At 60.3% G+C, this 18,055-nt stretch carries 17 protein-coding genes; 11 read left to right on the forward strand and 6 right to left on the reverse strand.

Annotated elements, in window-relative coordinates; genetic code table 11:
• Positions 1-2: 2 nt before the first annotated feature.
• Positions 3-980 carry a quinone oxidoreductase family protein gene (locus FW800_RS14330; protein WP_446437849.1) on the forward strand — a complete coding sequence of 326 codons (978 nt, stop codon included), beginning with the start codon at positions 3-5 and terminating at the stop codon, positions 978-980.
• A 94-nt stretch (positions 981-1,074) separates the two neighbouring features.
• Here the strand turns inward: FW800_RS14330 and FW800_RS14335 are convergent, their stop codons facing one another.
• The 3 genes from FW800_RS14335 to FW800_RS14345 form a co-directional block, all read right to left on the reverse strand.
• Entirely contained in the window at positions 1,075-1,632 is a 558-nt protein-coding gene (locus FW800_RS14335) for an L-threonylcarbamoyladenylate synthase (RefSeq protein WP_032878595.1), read from the reverse strand.
• Between the two features lie 77 nt (positions 1,633-1,709).
• Positions 1,710-2,810, reverse strand: coding sequence for a DNA-processing protein DprA (gene dprA / locus FW800_RS14340; protein WP_446437850.1), 1,101 nt, complete (start codon positions 2,808-2,810; stop codon positions 1,710-1,712).
• Between the two features lie 63 nt (positions 2,811-2,873).
• Positions 2,874-3,650 (reverse strand): peptidoglycan-binding protein, encoded by a 777-nt coding sequence (locus FW800_RS14345; protein ID WP_446437851.1) that lies wholly within the window; start codon positions 3,648-3,650, stop codon positions 2,874-2,876.
• Between the two features lie 135 nt (positions 3,651-3,785).
• On the opposite strand from FW800_RS14345, the gene def reads away from it, so the two are divergent.
• From def to FW800_RS14370, 5 genes are all read left to right on the forward strand, one after another.
• On the forward strand, positions 3,786-4,292 hold the full coding sequence (gene def, locus FW800_RS14350; RefSeq protein ID WP_005783383.1) for a peptide deformylase: 507 nt from the start codon (positions 3,786-3,788) through the stop codon (positions 4,290-4,292).
• Positions 4,293-4,361: 69 nt separating this feature from the next.
• Positions 4,362-5,315 carry a methionyl-tRNA formyltransferase gene (gene fmt, locus FW800_RS14355; protein WP_446437852.1) on the forward strand — a complete coding sequence of 318 codons (954 nt, stop codon included), beginning with the start codon at positions 4,362-4,364 and terminating at the stop codon, positions 5,313-5,315.
• Positions 5,312-6,622, forward strand: a complete 1,311-nt coding sequence (gene rsmB / locus FW800_RS14360; RefSeq protein ID WP_032878600.1) for a 16S rRNA (cytosine(967)-C(5))-methyltransferase RsmB — start codon at positions 5,312-5,314, stop codon at positions 6,620-6,622. The genes fmt and rsmB overlap by 4 nt, the downstream gene beginning before the upstream one ends.
• A 22-nt stretch (positions 6,623-6,644) precedes the next feature.
• Positions 6,645-8,018 (forward strand): Trk system potassium transporter TrkA, encoded by a 1,374-nt coding sequence (trkA, locus tag FW800_RS14365; protein WP_014716287.1) that lies wholly within the window; start codon positions 6,645-6,647, stop codon positions 8,016-8,018.
• Between the two features lie 18 nt (positions 8,019-8,036).
• Positions 8,037-8,348, forward strand: a complete 312-nt coding sequence (locus FW800_RS14370; protein ID WP_446437853.1) for a tetratricopeptide repeat protein — start codon at positions 8,037-8,039, stop codon at positions 8,346-8,348.
• A gap of 134 nt (positions 8,349-8,482) precedes the next feature.
• On the opposite strand, the gene FW800_RS14375 is transcribed toward FW800_RS14370, so the two are convergent.
• Together FW800_RS14375 and FW800_RS14380 are read right to left on the reverse strand one after the other, a co-directional pair.
• Positions 8,483-9,370 (reverse strand): lysophospholipid acyltransferase, encoded by an 888-nt coding sequence (locus tag FW800_RS14375; protein ID WP_005783378.1) that lies wholly within the window; start codon positions 9,368-9,370, stop codon positions 8,483-8,485.
• 40 nt (positions 9,371-9,410) lie between these two features.
• Positions 9,411-9,968, reverse strand: a complete 558-nt coding sequence (locus FW800_RS14380) for a DNA-3-methyladenine glycosylase I (RefSeq protein ID WP_005783377.1) — start codon at positions 9,966-9,968, stop codon at positions 9,411-9,413.
• 81 nt (positions 9,969-10,049) lie between these two features.
• Between FW800_RS14380 and glyQ the strand changes: the two genes are divergently transcribed.
• The 4 genes from glyQ to FW800_RS14400 all read left to right on the forward strand — a co-directional run bounded on the left by glyQ (position 10,050) and on the right by FW800_RS14400 (position 14,446).
• Complete coding sequence (gene glyQ / locus FW800_RS14385; RefSeq protein WP_003213601.1) at positions 10,050-11,003, forward strand: glycine--tRNA ligase subunit alpha; 954 nt, start codon at positions 10,050-10,052, stop codon at positions 11,001-11,003.
• Entirely contained in the window at positions 11,000-13,054 is a 2,055-nt protein-coding gene (gene glyS / locus FW800_RS14390) for a glycine--tRNA ligase subunit beta (RefSeq protein WP_032878605.1), read from the forward strand. Before glyQ ends, glyS begins: the two co-directional genes overlap by 4 nt.
• Positions 13,054-13,593, forward strand: coding sequence for a D-glycero-beta-D-manno-heptose 1,7-bisphosphate 7-phosphatase (gene gmhB, locus FW800_RS14395; protein WP_186559191.1), 540 nt, complete (start codon positions 13,054-13,056; stop codon positions 13,591-13,593). The genes glyS and gmhB overlap by 1 nt, the downstream gene beginning before the upstream one ends.
• Before the next feature lie 82 nt (positions 13,594-13,675).
• Positions 13,676-14,446, forward strand: coding sequence for a lysophospholipid acyltransferase family protein (locus FW800_RS14400; protein WP_446437854.1), 771 nt, complete (start codon positions 13,676-13,678; stop codon positions 14,444-14,446).
• A gap of 181 nt (positions 14,447-14,627) precedes the next feature.
• Here the strand turns inward: FW800_RS14400 and FW800_RS14405 are convergent, their stop codons facing one another.
• Complete coding sequence (locus FW800_RS14405; protein ID WP_446437886.1) at positions 14,628-16,907, reverse strand: CHASE2 domain-containing protein; 2,280 nt, start codon at positions 16,905-16,907, stop codon at positions 14,628-14,630.
• Positions 16,908-17,279: 372 nt separating this feature from the next.
• On the opposite strand from FW800_RS14405, the gene FW800_RS14410 reads away from it, so the two are divergent.
• The gene (locus tag FW800_RS14410; RefSeq protein ID WP_005783372.1) at positions 17,280-18,002 is read left to right on the forward strand and encodes a response regulator transcription factor; all 723 of its coding nucleotides are present in this window, start codon (positions 17,280-17,282) and stop codon (positions 18,000-18,002) included.
• Positions 18,003-18,055: the final 53 nt, after the last annotated feature.

Consider the following 18,055-nt stretch of genomic DNA (forward strand, 5'->3'; position numbering starts at 1 on the left):
AGATGGCCAAACGTATCCAGTTCAGCGCCCACGGCGGCCCCGAAGTACTTGAGTATGTGGACTACACGCCAGCGGAGCCTGGCCCACAACAGGTGCGGGTGCGTAACGAGGCCATCGGTCTGAACTTCATCGACACCTATTTTCGCAGTGGCCTCTACGCACCGCCCGCGCTGCCATCGGGCCTGGGCGCAGAAGGCGCTGGTGTAGTCGATGCCGTGGGCAATGAAGTCACCCAGTTCAAAGTCGGCGACCGCGTGGCCTACGGCAGCGGCCCGCTGGGTGCCTACAGCGAGTTGCATGTGTTGCCCGCCGCCAACCTGATGCACCTGCCGGATGACATCAGTTTCGAGCAGGCCGCAGGGGCCATGCTCAAGGGCCTGACCGTGCAATACCTGTTGCGCCAGACCTACGAATTGAAAGGCGGCGAAACCATCCTGTTCCACGCCGCTGCCGGTGGCGTGGGCTCCCTGGCCTGCCAATGGGCCAAGGCCCTGGGCGTGAAGCTGATCGGCACCGTGAGTTCGCCGGAAAAGGCCGCCCTGGCCAAATCCCTCGGCGCCTGGGAAACCATCGACTACAGCAAGGAGAATGTCGCACAACGTGTGCTGGAATTGACTGACGGTAAAAAGGTGCCGGTGGTGTACGACGGCGTCGGCAAGGACACCTGGCTGACCTCTCTGGACAGCGTGGCGCCACGGGGTTTGGTCGTAAGCTTTGGCAACGCGTCGGGCGCGGTGGACGGGGTGAACCTGGGCATTCTGTCGGCCAAGGGCTCGCTGTACGTGACCCGCCCGACGCTGGCGACCTACGCCAACAATCCGGCGAACTTGCAGGCGATGGCGGACGATCTGTTTTCGATGATCAAGAGCGGCAAGGTGCGCATTGATATCAACCAGCGCTACCCGCTGGCGGATGCGGCCAAAGCGCAGACCGAGTTGTCGGCGCGACGCACGACTGGCTCAACCATTCTGTTGCCTTGAGTGCGTCATCGCAGGCAAGCCAGCTCCCACATTTGACCGCGATGACTGATCAAATGTGGGAGCCGGGCTTGCCCGCGATGGCCGTGCCTCGATCTCAGGAGGGGCGCACAACCTCACCTGTCACCAGGTCCCGAATCAGGCTTGGGTTCTTGCGCCCACCCAGCGCGCCACCCAACACCAAGTCCACTTGCCCGCGGAAATACTGCTCCACGCGAATACGCGTGCGTGCCGCCGGGCGCCCCTGAGGGTTGGCCGACGTGGAGATCAACGGCCCGACCTGAGCGCACAAATCCCTCACCAACGGGTGATCAGTGACCCGCAACGCCACGGTGTCATGCATACCCGTGACCCATTCGGGCAACAAGTCCTGGTGGGGCACCAGCCAGGTATTCGGCCCGGGCCAGGTGCTGGCCATGCGATCGATCCAGGTGTCCGGGAAGTCTTCGAACAGGAAGTCGAATTGACGAATGTTGTCCGCTACCAGAATCAGGCCCTTGTCCACCGAGCGGTTCTTGATCGCCAATAGCCGATCCACCGCTTCTTCATTCCACGGGTCGCAACCCAGGCCCCAGACCGCCTCGGTCGGATAGGCAATCACCGCGCCTGCGCGAATTTCCCGTGCGGCTTGCAGCACACGCCACCTGTTGACCATTATTTAATCTCCGGACTAAAGCTCTGGGCAGTTTACCGATCTTCGTTACAAAACCCAGCGCCAAAAACCGGCAGCACCTAAACCTGGCAACGCGCCAGCCAGCACCCGCTTTCGCAGATGACCTGGCCTTCCAGCTCCAGCTCCGTAAGAGTCGCCAGCACCTGGGACAACGGCCGACCACTGGCAATCGCCAGGGCTTCACTGGTATGCGGCGCAGCATGCAGCAGTGCCACCAGTGGGTGGGTGATCGGCACCGGCGCAGGGCGCGATAACGCCTGCCAACCGCGCAGCGCCTCAAGGATGTGTTCGATGGTTTCCACCAGCACCGCGCCATCACGGATCAGTTGATGGCAACCCTTGGCACCGGGATGGTGAATGGAGCCCGGGATCGCATACACCTCGCGCCCTTGCTCTGCGGCCAGCCGTGCGGTGATCAGCGAACCGCTGGCCATGCTGGCTTCCACCACCAGAACCCCCAGCGAGAGCCCGCTGATAATCCGATTGCGCCGTGGAAAATTACCGGCCTGGGGCCCCGCGTCCAACGGAAACTCAGAAACCACCGCGCTGCCTTGGGCAATCATCGCGTCAGCGAGCTTGCGGTGGCGCTGTGGATAAAAATTTTCCAGCCCGGTGCCAAGCACCCCGACTGTACGACCGCCCACCTCCAGCGCTGCCTGGTGTGCTGCGCCGTCAATGCCCAGCGCCAAACCACTGGTGATGACAAAACCGGCGCTCGCCAGGCTGCGGGAAAAGGCGGCGGCCGTGTCCATGCCGGGGCGGGAAGCACGCCGGCTACCGACCATGGCCAACTGTGGTTTTTCCAGAATGCCCGGGTCGCCCGCAACGAATAACAGCGGCGGTGCGTCGTCGATCTGAGCGAGCAAGGCCGGGTACTCAGGTTGGTCCCACATCAGCAAATGCTGGGCCGGACGCTCTAACCAGGCCAATGCCGCACTGGCGCCATCACGGATTTGCGGGCTACGCCGGGCATCGGCGCTGATGGCGGGCAACCCGAGGGAACGCCAGGCACTGGCGGGGGCACTGAGGGCCTTGGAGGCGCAGCCGAACGCTTGAATCAATACGTGAAAACGCTTGGGACCCAGTTCTGGCAGCCTGTGCAAGCGTAGTCGGGCTTCCAGCTCTGCCGGAGAAATTTCGCTACTGTTTATCGGATTCATTTGATCATCCTTGACCGGAACAAGCTGTGGATAACTCTGTTGGTAACTTATTTAGCAGGCTATTTATTGCGCTTGTTGACGGGTCTCGAAACGATCCTTTACAGCCAGCGCGCGTGAAGCACTGAGCACCAAGGCGTAGCTGAGTTTTTCATAGGTGCGAAACACCAGAAGAGTGCCGGCCCGTTCTTCCGGGAGTTGTGTTGGCGTGCCGGTAAGGACGTCTCGCACCGTGGCACCCGCCTTGATCACCGTCAGTAACTGGCCTTCGATCAATCCATCGCGGCGGCCCTTGTTCAGGGTCACGGCGTCCAGCACACCAATCTGAGTGACGCCCCTGGGGACGTCGATGATGTGCCCTGCGATGAAAGCCGTTGATTTGGCTGACTCCAGGGTGTTCAGCGCGACCGGACGTTGGGCACCAAGCAAGCGGTCACCTGGACGGATTTCCTGGGTAACCCGCTGCACCGCCAGGGTGGTGAGGTCGTCGGCGAGTACAAAGCGTGCGGTGCCGATATCGTCGGCATTGATGCCCAGTAGCTCCTGGGTGCCTGGGTCGGTGTAGACCTTGCCTCGACGAAAGATTCCGTAGCTTGGCTGGGCCGGGTCCAACTGACCGCGAGCATGCACGCGCTCACCGTTGGCCCCCAGCACGCGACCGCCTTGCGCTGCGACGATATAAGGCGCGTTGTCCAGGTCCTGGGGCGTATCGACAATCCGGTTATGCAGTAAAAAGTGCTGGATGGCCTGTTGCGTCGCGTGATCCAGGCGTTCAGTGGGCTTGGGAATCAACGCCATGGCGACGGGGGCCCACAGCAGCAAGACGAGTAGCGATTTCCTCATGGGGTGAATCTCCTTTATTATGTGCGTTCGCGTGAAATGCCTTGGCCCTCGTGGCTTCTGAGCGTTTCACACCGGCCGTGTGGGTCCATCCCACCGCCGATTGGTCTTTACCTCACATGTGCAGCAATTACGCTTATGGCTATTTTGAACATCCTCGAATTTCCCGACTCGCGCCTGCGCACGATCGCCAAGCCGGTGGCCGTAGTGGACGACAAGGTTCGTCAGTTGGTCGATGACATGTTTGAAACAATGTATGAAGCTCCGGGCATTGGCCTCGCCGCTACCCAGGTCAACGTGCATCTGCGTGTCGTGGTCATGGACCTGTCGGAAGATCGCAGCGAACCCCGGGTGTACATCAACCCCGAGTTCGAACCGCTGACCGATGAGATGGGCGAATACCAGGAAGGCTGCCTGTCGGTGCCGGAGTTCTACGAGAACGTCGAACGCCCGCTGCGCGTGAAGATCAAGGCCCTGGACCGTGACGGCAAGCCTTTTGAGCTGATTGCCGAAGGTCTGTTGGCAGTGTGCATCCAACATGAATGCGACCACCTTAACGGCAAGCTGTTTGTCGATTACCTGTCCACGCTCAAGCGGGACCGGATCAAGAAGAAGCTGGAAAAAAAGCATCGCCAGCAAGCTTGATGCCCTTCTTCCAAAGGCTTGCTGCGGCAAGCCTTTTTCTTTTGTGACTGTTTTTAACCGAGAACTCCCATGACCGAGCCATTGCGCATTGTTTTTGCCGGCACCCCTGAATTCGCCGCCGAACACCTCAAGGCGCTGCTTGCCAGCCCTTATGACATCGTCGCGGTGTACACCCAGCCGGATCGCCCGGCCGGTCGCGGGCAAAAACTGATGCCGAGCCCGGTCAAGCTATTGGCGCTTGAACACAACATAGCGGTGCTGCAACCGCCGACCCTGCGTAACGCCGAAGCCCAGGCCGAACTGGCCGCGCTGAAACCGGACCTGCTGGTGGTGGTGGCCTACGGTTTGATCCTGCCCCAGGCGGTGCTGGATATCCCGCGCCTGGGTTGCATCAACAGCCATGCTTCGCTACTGCCTCGCTGGCGTGGTGCGGCGCCGATCCAGCGCGCCGTGGAAGCGGGCGACGGCGAAAGCGGCGTGACCGTGATGCGCATGGAGGCGGGCCTGGACACCGGACCGATGCTGCTCAAGGTCACCACCCCGATCACCGCGCAAGACACCGGTGGCAGCCTGCACGACCGCCTTGCCGAAATGGGCCCACCTGCCGTGATCCAGGCCATCGCCGGCCTCGCAGCAGGCACCCTGGAAGGCGAGGTACAGGACGACAGCCTGGCCACCTACGCGCACAAATTGAACAAAGACGAAGCGCGCCTCGACTGGAGCCGCCCGGCCGTGGAGCTGGAGCGCCTGGTACGTGCCTTCAACCCATGGCCAATTTGCCATAGCACCCTGAACGGCGAAGCCTTGAAGGTGTTGAACGCGACCCTGGCCGACGGCAAAGGCGCCCCCGGCGAGATTATCGGCGCCAGCAAAGACGGGCTGTTCGTCGCTTGCGGTGATCAGGCGCTGTGCCTGACACGTCTGCAATTGCCCGGCGGCAAAGCGCTGAACTTCAGCGATTTGTTCAATAGCCGCCGTGAGAAATTTGCCTTGGGCACGATCCTCGGGGTGGCCACTCAATGAACCCACGTCTGGCCGCCGCCAAGGCTCTTGCTGCCGTGCTCAACGGCAAGGCTTCGCTGAACAGTTCATTGCCCACGCAATTGGACAAGGTCGAAGACCGGGATCGCGGTTTCACCCAGGACCTGGCCTTTGGCACCGCCCGCTGGCAGCCAAGGTTGTCGGCACTGGCAGCCAAGCTGCTGCAAAAACCGTTCAAGGCGGCAGACGCTGATGTCGAGGCGCTGTTGCTGGTGGGCCTCTATCAACTGCTCTACACCCGCGTACCGGCCCACGCCGCCATCGGTGAAACCGTCGGTTGCGCCGACAAGCTGAAAAAGCCCTGGGCCAAGGCCCTGCTCAATGCCGTACTGCGCCGGGCTCAGCGTGAAAGCGAAGCACTGCTGGCCGAGCTGGAACATGATCCGGTGGTGCGCACCGCCCACCCGCGCTGGCTGCAAAAATCCCTGAAAGCCTTCTGGCCCGAGCAATGGGAGGCTATCTGCGCGGCCAACAATGCGCACCCGCCGATGATCCTGCGGGTCAACCGCCGCCACCACAGCCGTGACGCGTACCTGCAATTACTGGCCGACGCGGCCATCAACGCCACCCCGTGCGTGTACAGCACCGACGGCATCGTGCTGGAAGCCGCCACCGATGTGCGCAGCCTGCCGGGCTTTGCCGAAGGCTGGATCAGCGTGCAGGACGAGGCCGCGCAATTGGCGGCCGACCTGCTCGATTTGGCCCCCGGCCAGCGCGTACTCGACGCCTGCTGCGCGCCAGGTGGTAAGACCTGTCACATCCTTGAAGTTGAAAAAGACCTGGCCGGTGTAGTGGCTGTGGATCTTGAAGCCAAACGCCTGGTGCGCGTGCGGGAAAACCTTGCGCGCCTGGGCCTCAGCGCCGACCTGATCGCCGCCGACGGCCGCGACACAGCGACCTGGTGGGACGGCAAGCCATTCCAGCGCATCCTGCTGGACGCACCTTGCTCTGCCACCGGCGTGATCCGTCGGCACCCGGACATCAAGCTGACCCGCCAGCCCGACGACATCGCCGCCCTCGCGGTGCTGCAAGGCGAATTGCTTGACGCCCTGTGGCCAACCCTGGAAGTCGGCGGCATCCTGCTGTACGCCACCTGCTCCACGCTACCCACCGAAAATACTGAGGTCATCCAAGCCTTCCTCGCCCGCACCAGCGGCGCGCGCGAACTGGACCTCGCTACCAGCGCCGGCATCAAGCAGCCCCACGGCCGCCAACTGCTCGCGCAGGAAGGCGGGCACGATGGCTTCTACTACGCCAAACTGATCAAGATCGCCGCCGCACGCGGCTGAATGGTTTTAAGGGAGTGACCGGATGAAAATCATCATCCTTGGGGCAGGGCAGGTCGGAGGCACGCTGGCCGAACACTTGGCCGGCGAAGCCAACGATATCACCGTGGTCGACACTGATGCCGAGCGCCTGCGCAACCTGGGCGACCGCCTGGACATCCGCACGGTACAAGGCCGGGCGTCGTTTCCAACGGTGCTGCGTCAGGCGGGTGCCGACGATGCCGACATGCTTGTGGCGGTGACCAACAGCGATGAGACCAACATGGTCGCGTGCCAGGTCGCTCATACGTTGTTCCACACCCCAACCAAGATCGCCCGGGTGCGCGAAGCGGCCTACCTGACTCGCGCCGGCCTGTTCGATAATGACGCTATTCCGGTGGACGTATTGATCAGCCCGGAACAGGTGGTCACCCACTACATCAAGCGCCTGATCGAAATCCCTGGCGCCTTGCAGGTGATCGACTTCGCCGAGGGCAAGGCGCAACTGGTGGCGGTAAAGGCGTACTACGGCGGGCCGTTGGTGGGCCAGCAACTGCGCCAGCTGCGTGAGCACATGCCAAACGTGGAAACCCGCGTGGCCGCGATTTTCCGTCGTGACCGGCCGATCCTGCCCCAAGGCGACACGGTGATCGAGGCCGACGACGAAGTATTTTTCATCGCCGCCAAGGCGAATATTCGTGCGGTCATGAGCGAAATGCGCAGGCTCGACGAGAGTTACAAACGCATCGTCATCGCAGGCGGCGGGCAGATCGGCGAGCGGTTGGCCGAGGCCATCGAAAGCCGCTACCAGGTGAAGATCATCGAGATGAGCCCGACGCGTTGCCGGCATTTGTCCGACACCCTCGACAGCACTGTCGTACTGCAAGGCAGCGCCTCGGACCGCGACCTGCTGATGGAAGAAAACATCGCCGACGCCGATATCTTCCTCGCCCTGACCAACGATGACGAAGCCAACATCATGTCGTCGTTGCTGGCCAAGCGGCTGGGGGCGAAGAAGGTGATGACCATCATCAACAACCCGGCCTATGTGGACCTGATCCAGGGCGGCGATATCGACATCGCCATCAGCCCCCAACTGGCGACCATCGGTACCTTGCTCGCCCACGTGCGGCGTGGCGATATTGTCAGCGTGCACTCCCTGCGCCGGGGTGCGGCGGAAGCCATCGAGGCGATTGCCCACGGTGATTCGAAGTCGAGCAAGGTGATTGGCAAGGCCATCCGCGATATCGGCCTGCCGCCGGGTACCACCATTGGTGCAATCATCCGCGATGAAGAAGTGATCATCGCCCACGACGACACGGTGATCGCCACTGGAGACCATGTGATTTTGTTCCTTGTGGATAAAAAACATATCCGCGATGTAGAGAAGCTGTTCCACGTGGGCTTGAGCTTTTTCTGATCAAACGGAGTGACCGACATGCTCGAATCCCTGGAAAAAATGCTCGCCAAGGGTGTGGATAATTCGCTGCTGCGCTTCGGCTTGGGCAAGGGTTATCTGGACTTGAAGGACAACGCCAAAGCCGCCGAGCATCTGGGCAAGTGCGTCGAGTTCGATCCGAAGTATTCGGCGGCGTGGAAGCTGTTGGGCAAGGCGCATCAGGCGCAGGGTGACAGTGCCTCAGCACGACAGGCGTGGAAAAAAGGCATTGAAGCGGCCCAGGCCCACGGCGACAAGCAGGCCGAAAAAGAGATGACCGTGTTCCTGAAGAAACTCGATCGCCAGGCTTGATACAGGACTAAATGTGGGAGGGGGCTTGCGCCCGATGCCAGTGTGTCAGCCAATGCATATTTGACTGAACCACCGCTATCGGGGGCAAGCCCCCTCCCACATTGTTTCTATATCGGTCTTGAGTCAGGTGTGAATCAGTACCACCGCGCCTCACCCGGCGGGCGTTTCTTGAAGCGCTTCATGCTCCACATGTACTGGCTCGGGTAGGCGCCGACATAGCGCTCCACCACTTTGCTCATCGCCGCGCAGGAGGTGGCGGTGTCGGTGCTGTACATATCTTCCGGCGCCGCTTCAAGGATCACTTTGTAGCCTGAGCCGTCCGGCAGGCGCAACGCGTGCAGGAATACGCCAACGGCCTTGTGGCCCGCGAGCATGTTCGGCACGAATTTGCTGGTGAGGGCCTGGGTGGCGAAAAACGGTACGAAGATGCCGGCGGACTCGGCGGGTTCCGGGTCGGCAGGAATGCCTACCTGGCCGCCTTTGCGCACTTCCTTGATCACGCTGAGAATGCCTTCCTTGGTCGACGCCGCCACGCGGTTGCCCAATTGCACGCGTTGTTTGCGCAGCAGTTCGTCCACCGCCTTGAGCTTGGGCGGGCGATAGAAAATGATCGGTTTGCACTGGCTGCAATAGAAGTGGTTCAGCACTTCCCAGTTGCCCAGATGACTGGTGATACCCACCACGCCTTTGCCCGAGGCCAGGGCTTGGTGCAACACTTCCAGACCCTCGACTTCCCGCACCAGGTCGATGGAGCGCTGGGCTGGCCAGATCCACGCGCAAGCACTTTCGGTCAGGGACTTGCCGATGTCCATCAGGCTGCGGCCCACCAGGCGCTCGCGCTCGGCCGGGTCCATATCCGGGAAGCATTTGGAGAGGTTGATCCGCACGGTGTCGCGGGAGCGGTTGGGGGTTTTCCACATGATCCAGCCGATGCCCGTGCCGACGGCTTGTACGGCGCGCCAGGGCAGCAGGGCAAACAACCGGAGAGCGCCTACCAGCAAGGCGCCTTTAAACTTTTCCACAGGTCACTCCTGATCGTGTGTGGTGCGCAAAACCGGCATTCTAACCGGCGTTGACCAAGTCCGCGTAACGGTCACAGTCCTGGGTGTGGTCCATGACCATGCCCGAGGCCTGCATGAAGGCGTAGCAGATGGTCGGTCCGACGAAGGTGAAACCGGCTTTTTTCAAGGCGCGGCTCATGGCTTCAGCCTCGGGTGTAATGGCCGGGACGTCGCTGCGATCCTTGAAGTGATTGACCTTGGGTTTGCCGCCGACAAATGACCACAGCAACCCCACCGGGTCTTCCAGCGCCAGCCAGGCCGCCGCGTTGCGCCGTGTAGCGTTGAGCTTCAAGCGATTGCGCACGATGCCTGGATCCTGCATCAGCGCCTCGATTTCTTCATCGCTTAACCGCGCCAGACGCTGCGCATCAAAGCCGAACAAGACCTTTCGATAATGCTCGCGTTTGCGTAAAACGGTGATCCAGGACAGGCCCGCCTGGAACCCTTCGAGCAAAAGCAACTCGAACAAACCCTGCGCATCGCGCAGCGGCGTTCCCCACTCTTGATCGTGATAAGCCATGTACAGCGGATCTTCAGAACACCAAAAGCAGCGTGGCATAAGGCTCCAGGGAGTGGTGGCGGGGCCGAATCGGGTATACTCCCGCTCTTTAAATCGCAGCCCAAGTAACAGGTGAATTTCGTGAGCCAGCCTACGCCAGCCGTGCGTACCTTCCAAGACTTGATCCTCGCCCTCCAGCAATACTGGGCCGAGCAAGGTTGTGTGGTACTTCAGCCCTACGATATGGAAGTAGGCGCCGGCACTTTCCACACCGCTACATTCCTGCGGGCCATCGGCCCGGAAACCTGGAACGCCGCTTATGTGCAGCCCAGTCGTCGCCCGACTGACGGCCGCTACGGCGAAAACCCGAACCGTCTGCAGCACTACTACCAGTTCCAGGTGGTATTGAAGCCCAACCCGGACAACTTCCAGGAACTGTACCTGGGCTCGCTCAAGCATGTGGGCCTGGACCCACTGGTGCACGACATCCGTTTCGTCGAAGACAACTGGGAATCGCCAACTCTGGGCGCCTGGGGCCTGGGCTGGGAAGTCTGGCTCAATGGCATGGAAGTGACGCAGTTCACTTACTTCCAGCAAGCCGGCGGCATCGAGTGCTACCCGGTGACCGGCGAGATCACCTACGGCCTCGAGCGCCTGGCCATGTACCTGCAGGGCGTGGACTCGGTCTACGACCTGGTATGGGCTGACGGCCCGTTCGGCAAGGTGACTTACGGCGATGTGTTCCACCAGAACGAAGTGGAGCAGTCCACCTACAACTTCGAACACGCCAACGTCGAGAAGCTGTTCGAACTGTTCGACTTCTATGAAAGCGAAGCCAAGCGCCTGATCGAACTCGACCAGCCGCTGCCGCTGCCAAGCTATGAAATGGTGTTGAAGGCGTCCCATACCTTCAACCTGCTGGACGCCCGCCGTGCCATCTCGGTAACTGCGCGCCAGCAATACATCTTGCGTGTGCGCACGCTGGCACGTTCCGTCGCCCAAGCCTATTTGCTGGCTCGCGCCAAGCTGGGCTTCCCGATGGCAACCCCTGACCTGCGTGATGAAGTGTTGGCTAAGCTGGAGGCTGCACAATGAGTGCTCAAGATTTCCTGGTTGAACTGGGCACCGAAGAGCTGCCACCCAAGGCACTCAATACCCTGGCCGATGCATTCCTGGCCGGTATCGAAAAAGGTCTGCAGACTGCCGGCCTGAAGTTTGAAGCCAAAAAAGTCTACGCCGCGCCGCGCCGCCTGGCTGTGCTGCTGACCGCGCTGGAAACCCAGCAGCCGGACCGCAACATCAACCTGGACGGCCCACCGCGCCAGGCAGCTTTCGATGCCGAAGGCAACCCGACACAAGCCGCGCTTGGCTTTGCCAAGAAATGTGGCGTAGAGCTGAGCGAGATCGACCAGAGCGGCCCGAAACTGCGTTTCAGCCAGGTCATCACCGGCAAGCCGACCGCCAGCCTGCTGCCGACCATCGTTGAAGACTCCCTGAACGACCTGCCTATCCCCAAGCGCATGCGCTGGGGTGCGCGCAAGGAAGAGTTCGTACGTCCGACCCAATGGCTGGTAATGCTGCTCGGTGACCAGGTCATTGATTGCACCATCCTCGCCCAGAAGGCTGGTCGTGATTCCCGTGGTCACCGCTTCCATCATCCCGAAAGCGTGCGCATCACTTCGCCGGCCAACTACCTCAACGACCTGCGCGCCGCTTACGTATTGGCCGATGCCAATGAGCGTCGCGAGCTGATCAGCAAGCGCACCGAAGAATTGGCCCGCCTGCAGGAAGGCACCGCCATCGTGCCGCCAAGCCTGCTGGACGAAGTGACCGCCCTGGTGGAATGGCCGGTGCCGCTGGTGTGCTCGTTCGAAGAGCGTTTCCTCGACGTGCCACAAGAAGCGTTGATCACCACCATGCAGGACAACCAGAAGTATTTCTGCCTGCTGGACGCAGACGGTAAGTTGCTCCCGCGCTTTATCACCGTGGCCAACATCGAAAGCAAGGACCCGCAGCAGATCATCGCCGGTAACGAGAAAGTCGTTCGCCCGCGCCTGACCGATGCCGAGTTCTTCTTCAAGCAAGATAAGAAACAGAAGCTCGAAGACTTCAACCTGCGCCTGCAAAACGTGGTGTTCCAGGAAAAACTCGGCAGTGTCTACGACAAGGCCGTGCGGGTTTCCAAGCTGGCGGCCTACATTGCGCCACGCATCGGCGGCGACGCAGCCTGGGCCGCCCGTGCCGGCTTGCTGTCCAAGTGCGACCTGGCCACCGAGATGGTTGGCGAGTTCCCTGAGATGCAAGGTGTCGCCGGTTACTACTACGCCCTCAACGACGGCGAGCCGGACGACGTCGCCCTGGCCCTGAACGAGCAGTACATGCCACGCGGTGCCGGTGCAGAACTGCCGACCACCCTGACGGGTGCGGCCGTGGCCATCGCCGACAAGCTCGATACGCTGGTGGGTATCTTCGGTATCGGTATGTTGCCCACCGGTAGCAAAGACCCGTATGCCCTGCGCCGTGCGGCATTGGGCGTGCTGCGGATCCTGATCGACAAGAAGCTGGATCTCGACCTGACCCAGGCCGTGGTGTTCGCGGTCGGCCAGTTCGGGACCAAGGTCAAGCAAGCCGGCCTGGCCGAGCAAGTGCTGGAGTTCGTGTTCGACCGCCTGCGTGCGCGTTACGAAGACGAAGGCGTGGACGTTTCCGTCTACCTGTCGGTACGTGCCCTGCAACCGGGTTCGGCACTGGACTTCGACCAGCGCGTACAAGCCGTACAAGCGTTCCGCAAGCTGCCGGAAGCCGATGCCCTGGCGGCCGTGAACAAGCGTGTGTCGAACCTGCTGAGCAAGGCCGACAACCTCGGCAATGCCGACGTTGACCCAAGCTTGTTTGCCGATGCCAAGGAGTTCTCGCTGAACTCCGCCATCGCCAAGGCCGAGAACGCTGTGAAACCGCTGATCGCCGAGCGTAACTACGCTGAAGCGTTGGCGCGCCTGGCGTCTCTGCGTGAGCCGGTAGACGCGTTCTTCGAAGCGGTGATGATCAATGCCGACGATGCCGGCGTGCGGAAAAACCGTTACGCCATGCTCGCTCGTCTGCGTGGCCTGTTCATCAATATCGCTGACATTTCCGTACTGGGCTGATCATGTTGAAACTGCTGATTCTCGATCGGGACGGGGTGATCAACTATGACTCCGACGCTTACATCAAGTCGGTACAGGAGTGGATCCCCTTGCCCGGCTCGATCGAGGCCATCGCGCAGTTGAGCAAAGCCGGCTGGACGGTGGCCATTGCCACCAACCAGTCCGGCATCGCCCGCGGTTACTACGACATCGCCACCCTGGACGCCATGCACGCGCGCTTGCGCACGTTGGTGGCCGAACAGGGAGGTGAGGTGGGGCTGGTGGTTTACTGCCCTCACGGGCCGGATGAGGGCTGCGATTGCCGCAAGCCCAAGCCTGGCATGTTGAAAATTATTGCAGAACATTACAAGGTGCCCTTGGCTGGGATATGGTTCGTCGGGGACAGCCTCGGTGACCTGGAGGCGGCCAAAGCCGTCGACTCTCAGCCAGTTTTGGTAAAGACCGGAAAAGGCGAAAAGACCCAGGCGAAAAACCTGCCGGTAGGCACTTTGATTTTTGACGATCTGGCGGCGGTTGCCGCAGAACTTATTAACAACTAGCCGCCCTCGACTTCCTGACCAAGGATTGTTCGGGAGTGCGCTTTTAACAGGCGGGCCGTGTCCCGCAACGGTAAATGCCGCCATGTCGATCTTGCAGGCCATCAGAACCTTTTTCTTTTACCTGCTGCTGGGCACCAGTTCGTTTCTCTGGTGCACCCTGAGCTTTTTTATTGCCCCCTTCCTGCCGTTCAAGGCGCGTTATCGCTTCATCAACGTTTATTGGTGCCGTTGCGCGTTGTGGCTGAGCAAGGTGTTTCTGAACATCCGTTTCGAGGTCAAGGGCGCAGAAAACGTCCCGGACCAACCCTGCGTGATTTTGTCGAACCACCAAAGCACTTGGGAAACCTTCTTTCTTTCCGCGTACTTCTCGCCCCTGAGCCAGGTGCTTAAGCGTGAACTGTTGTACGTGCCGTTCTTTGGCTGGGCCATGGCCATGTTGCGCCCGATCGCCATTGACCGTGACAACCCCAAGGCGGCGCTCAAGCACGTGGCCAAGAAGGGCGACGAGTTGCTCAAGGACGGCGTCTGGGTACTGATCTTCCCCGAAGGTACGCGTGTGCCCTACGGCACCGTAGGCAAGTTCTCACGGGGCGGTACGGCATTGGCGGTCAACGCCAACCTGCCGGTGCTGCCCATTGCCCACAATGCCGGCAAGTTCTGGCCGAAGACCGGCTGGGCCAAACGCGCTGGCACCATCACCGTGGTTATAGGCGAGCCGATGTACGCAGAAGGCGAGGGGCCGCGTGCGATTGCTGCACTGAACGACCGCGCCGCTGCATGGAATGAAGCACAGCAGCTAGCCATGGGTTCCCTGCCTCCTGAGCCCTTGGTAGTCGAGACCCCGGCGATTTGAAGATCTGTGGATAACCTGTGCACGCTTTGTTGGAGAATTGGCTTTTTTGATTCATAACATGCTGATTTAGCTGCATATTTCTGAAGGTCATAAAATCTCGAAAAACGTGCATAAGTTTTTTCTTCATAAAAAAACCGGTCCTTGTGACCGGTTTTTTATGCACAGCAGAAAAGTCGGTTTTTTAGTCTTCCAACTGCGGCAATAACAGGATGAATGTCGAGCCCTTGCCCAGCTCACTTTCACAAACGATGCGTCCACCGTGCCGTTCCACCACGGCCTTAACCATCGTCAGCCCCAGTCCAAGACCGTCACTGCCCTGGGCCGAATCGAAACGCCGGTATTGGCTGAACAGTTCCGGTAAATCCTCGGGGGCAATCCCCGGCCCCTGATCGCTGATGCGGCATTCCAACCACCCCTGTGCACTGCCGTGTCTTAACCTGACGGTAGTGCCGGATGGGGAGTATTTGATCGCATTCTCCAGCACGTTGAACAACGCACGGGTGAGCAGTGATTGATCGGCATGGATCATGGCTTCATCCGCCTCATCCAGGTCGTTGACCAGATGGATGCCCTTGAGTTGCGCAATCACCGCAACCTGATCAAAGGCGTCCATCACCAGCATGGCGAACAAGGTAGGCTGGAACTGGTAACCGTCAGCCTCGGCCTTGGCCAATTGCACAAAGGATTCGGTAAGGCTCAATGCCCGTCGGACCTGTTGTTCGACCTGAGCAAAGACTGGCGATTCGCCGTTATGCACATCCAGCAGGGCGAGGATCGCCGAATGGGGTGCACGTAGGTCGTGGGAGAGGAAACGCAGCATGGTCTCGCGATGCTGCTGGGCTTCTCGCTCCTTGCTCAGGTCCGTCAGGCTCAACAGCCATCCGAGGGCGAAGTCACCTTCGGCCGGAAGCAAGGGCGCAAGCTCCATCCGCAGACTGCGCTGGTGGATATCGCGGAACTCAACCAATTCCAGTGCTGACAGGGCAGGGCGTACGCCGTTATGCAGCGGGGGATAACCCAGATCGGCGAGTTGTTCGATGAGGTTTGAACTGACCAGGTCGTTACCGAACACATCACGGGCTACACGGTTGGCCAACAGAATATTGCCCTGTGGGTCGGTTATCAGCGTAGCCACCGGCAGGCACTCCAACCCGTCAGCCATAAAGCGCCGCGTATCACGCGTACGACTGACTGCCTGCTCAAGGGCAAAGATCCGCCCCTGCAACACATCACCCTTGCTGGCGGGCGCTCGACGACGCTCCGGCAGCACCTTGGGCTCGTTATCCAGCCGCGCCAGTTCCCAACCAAAGTAGGCCAGGATGACGCTCAGGCGCCGCCAGTTCCAGATGAGATAGCTGAGTAACAGCCCGATCAAACATGCGGCGGGAGACCACCAATGCCCAAGGCGCAGCAATGCCCATGAGCCCACCAGCGCCGCGGTCATGCCACCCAGGGTCATCCACAGGGCGTAGCGAGGGCGATACAGCAGAAGGCCCAGCAGCAAGGTCACCAGGGATGTCGCCAACAGGGCGGCAAGCCATCCGGGCAGGTCGACAATGCTGCGTCCCTGCAACAGACCATTGAGGATATCGGCCTGGATCTCCACTCCTGCGGTCGTGCCGACGGTGGAGGAGAGCGGTGTCACAAAACGATCGGCCATTCCATACGCCGTGGCACCTATCAGAATCAGCCGGCCGCGCAGTGTCTCGGGAGGTACCTCGCCGCGTAATACACTGAGGTAGGACACGCTGGGAAAGTGGTCATCTTCCGAGGTGAAAGGCACGCGGATTTCATGCTCCTGATGCCACTGCTGGCTGCTGGGCTCCTGGGCCAGGCCCGGCATTACCGGTGCTTGCTCACTCAGCGCAAACGCCAACCATGCCAATTGAGGGAGCGTGCTTCCCGGCGGGCCTTCACGCAGATACACGCTGCGTACGATGCCGTCGCTATCCGCTTCGACGTTGATATGCCCCACGCCCTTGGCGCACTTGAGCAACGGTGACAGCGGCTCTCCTGGCAGGCTGGGACTTACGCTGCTATCACCGACGATGGGCAGCAGTACATTGCCAGCATTGCAGACCGCATCAGCCAACCGTCGTCCATCGGCCTCCTTGCTAGGTTCGCTGAAGACTACGTCAAACAGAATGCCTGCCGGCTGGGCGGCGCTAAGGCGTTCAATCAGATCTGCATGCACACTGCGCGGCCACGGCCATGGGCCGAGTACTTCCAGGCTGGGCGCATCAATGGTGACCAGCAGAATCCGTGGATCCACCGGTAAAGGTGTCAGGCGGCGCAGGCTGTCGTAGAGAGGGTTATTCAGTGCCAGGCCCGGGCTCAAGGACAGGTAAACGGTAAAGGGCAGTAACACCAGACCGATCAGCAGCCATTCACGGACCAACCCGTGGAACAACAGCTGTGCCTGGGTGGGTTGGCGTTTCTCGGCTTTGCGCCATAGTTTCACAGGGCTACCACCGAAAGTATGCGAAGGCATTGATGGTCATCGGGTAAAGGTGCCATAGGCCCGCTCCCTCTCCATGTGGTGACGTTCAACAGTGTTCTGAAACCAGTGAAGCTTATTTCGGTCTCAGTTGAGGACTTTACCCAGAACCGTGCAACAAACCATACCTCACCTTGTTGCAGGGCAGGGGTATGAGCGAGTCCTTTTCCTCACAGACAGGAGCCGGTATCTTTGCTTTGAGCATCACGGGATCTTATCAGCGTATCGAGAGATACAAGGATCGTAGAATCCGCCCATAATTGTTCAGATTCAGAGGCTGGCTTTGCACAGTCGCCTCTCATTAAAGCAGTCGTATTTTTTGTAGGAAGGACCCCAATGCGAGTCGCAATACTGGATGACGAGCCCGCCGAGTTGCGACGGGTGGAACAGACACTGCGACAGATTCCCAGCACTGCGGAACAGCCATGGTCGCTGCATTTCTTTGAGCGCGGCGAAGACCTGCTGCGCCAACTGCGGCGGGAAACCTTTGACCTGCTGATCCTGGACTGGCAACTGCCGGATATCTCGGGCATTGCCTTGTTGCGCTGGACCCGCGAACACATGGAATCGCCCCCCGCGGTCATCATGCTCACCAGTCGCGATGCCGAAAGCGATATCGTCACCGCATTGAACAGCGGCGCAGATGATTACGTCAGCAAACCCTTTCGCCCCAACGAGCTCAAAGCACGCGTCAGCGCCGTCCTGCGACGTCACGGCTTGCAGAAGTCGGCTACCCAGGAAGTACAGAGCTTTAATGATCTAACCTTCGACGATGCCGAACTGACCGTCACCCGCGCAGGCAAACCCATTAACCTGACAGAACGGGAATACCGCCTGGCCAGTTGCCTGTTTGCCAACCTGGCCCGGCCGCTGTCTCGCGAGTACCTGTATGAGCGGTTTTGGAGCCATGAGGAAATGGTCTCGTCACGGCCTTTGGATACCCATATCTACCGTCTGCGTAACAAGCTCGGGCTGACGGCGGATCGCGGCTGGCAGCTGTTGACGATCTATGGATATGGGTATCGTTTGGAGAGTGTGGCGACAACGGCGCAAAGTTAAAATCTTGATGTTCCACGTGGAGCATTTTAAAACGCTTAACCATCACCCAATAA

This window comes from Pseudomonas sp. 910_23 (assembly GCF_052850795.1).